Annotated in this window: 1 protein-coding gene and 2 pseudogenes; 2 read left to right on the top strand and 1 reads right to left on the bottom strand. The window is 47.0% G+C overall.

The annotated features are described in order from the left end of the window. Positions 1–78, bottom strand: a pseudogene (locus QZ506_RS12395) (IS1 family transposase); the annotation flags it as partial. Positions 79–255: 177 nt separating this feature from the next. Between QZ506_RS12395 and QZ506_RS12400 the strand changes: the two are divergent. Together QZ506_RS12400 and QZ506_RS12405 are read left to right on the top strand one after the other, a co-directional pair. Then, a complete protein-coding gene (locus QZ506_RS12400; protein ID WP_291971418.1) occupies positions 256–735 on the top strand; it encodes a YbjN domain-containing protein in 480 nt (159 codons plus the stop codon). Positions 736–1120: 385 nt separating this feature from the next. Further along, positions 1121–1705: pseudogene (locus QZ506_RS12405) on the top strand (extracellular solute-binding protein); the annotation flags it as partial. Positions 1706–1837 lie beyond the last annotated feature (132 nt).

Genomic DNA, 1837 nt, shown 5'->3' on the forward strand with positions numbered 1-1837 from the left:
GCCACTTTTGCCATAACCGTGTTTTTTCACAGGAGATGTCTGTTCACAAAACGGGCATCTTACATCAACTTTAGCCACTGTATTCCACATCCAAAACCGGACATTTCACACTGCAATCAACATATTGAATACACGACCGCGCGATTGAATGTCGCCAGCATCATAGGCAATCCCGCTTTTCTATTGGTATCGTACGCAAATTTTACGTAAGCTAGTAAGGTTTTTACGTTACAGGCGCAAATGAGGCAAATTATGATGGATTCACTCATCGTTCCGGATCTGAATCTGCTGCGGCGGTGGTTGGATCAACTCAATATTCTCTATTTTGAATGTGACTCCTGTCAGGCGTTGCATTTGCCCCATATGCAGAATTTCGATGGTATTTTCGATGCCAAGGTCGATCTGGTGGAAGGTGTTGTTTTATTTTCTGCGCTGGCCGAGGTGAAGCCCAGCGCCTTGATTTCGCTGGCGGGCAACCTGAGCCAAATCAACGCCAGCTCCTTGACGGTGAAAGCCTTTCTTGATGTGCAAGACGATAATCTGCCAAAGCTTATCGTTTGTCAGACGCTCGACGTGGCGGCAGGCGTGGTCATTGAGCAGTTCCGCCACTTTATGCAGCAGTCAGAAGAGCAGATCTCCATGGTTATTCTGGAAGCCTGTGCTAACAATATGCTGTTTCTCGGTGAAGAAGAAGAGACCTCTCCTGCGCGCACTCTGTCACACAGTCTGCATTGATTCTGTTGCTGCCTGCGGGCAGCAATCATTTTTTCTTATTTCCCCTGTCGCCTTTGGTTTATTCTGCTAAAAATCTTTTTTTCGATATATTCCACCGCACAGAGTTAATACTTCCCGTTCACCGCGCCAACTCCTGCATAATTAATCGATAAAAGCCGTTTTTTACGTTGCACATATAGCACAGCGAACACGAGGCGGTTATGCTAACTTCCTGTGACCGTCAGGCGATGACAATGCATTTATCTCTGTGTGTACTATGATTATTTTTAGTGCATAGCCATTCAACATCCCCGCCTGTCGGCGCGATAAATTCAGGTATGTGTCCGGTATCGTCCTGATACGGATTTTATTCCATGATTCACCCCTAGTATGGAGGAAGGAATGGATGTTCACCCAACGTAAAACATGGCTCTCGGGTGCTGTTGCCGGCTTGATGATGGCAGCGTCCGTCACCGCATCTGCGGAAGAAAAAACGCTGCATGTGTATAACTGGTCAGATTACATTGCGCCGGACACCCTGAGCAATTTCCAGAAAGAAACAGGCATCAAAGTCGTTTATGACGTGTTTGACTCCAACGAAGTGTTGGAAGGCAAACTGATGGCGGGCAGCACCGGTTTTGATTTGGTGGTACCTTCTGCCAGCTTTATTGAGCGCCAGCTTGCCGCTGGTGTTTTCCAGCCGCTGGATAAAAGCAAACTGCCTAACTACAAAAAACTCGATCCTGAGCTGATGAAGCTGATTTCTCAGCACGATCCTGACAACAAATATGCGATTCCCTACCTGTGGACCACCACAGGTATTGGCTTTAACATCGATAAAGTCAAAGCCACGCTGGGTGCGGATGCGCCAGAAGAGATTTTCGCGACCGTGCTGAATTATCAGGGTAAAGATCCGAACAGCACCAAGGCCGATGATTACAGCAAAGGTGCAACTGACATGCTGCTGAAATTGCGCCAGAGCATCGGCTTTGTTGAATAAATAGAACTTTTGGGTAATCATCGGAGCAGATCACCACAGTTGTTTCAAAATCAGGTCTCCATGGCAAAACAAAATTTTAAAATCACCAACTGGCCCTCTTATAACAAGGCCCTCAAGCAGCGC

The sequence above is a fragment of the Candidatus Symbiopectobacterium sp. genome, assembly GCF_020054415.1.
GTDB lineage: Bacteria > Pseudomonadota > Gammaproteobacteria > Enterobacterales > Enterobacteriaceae > Symbiopectobacterium.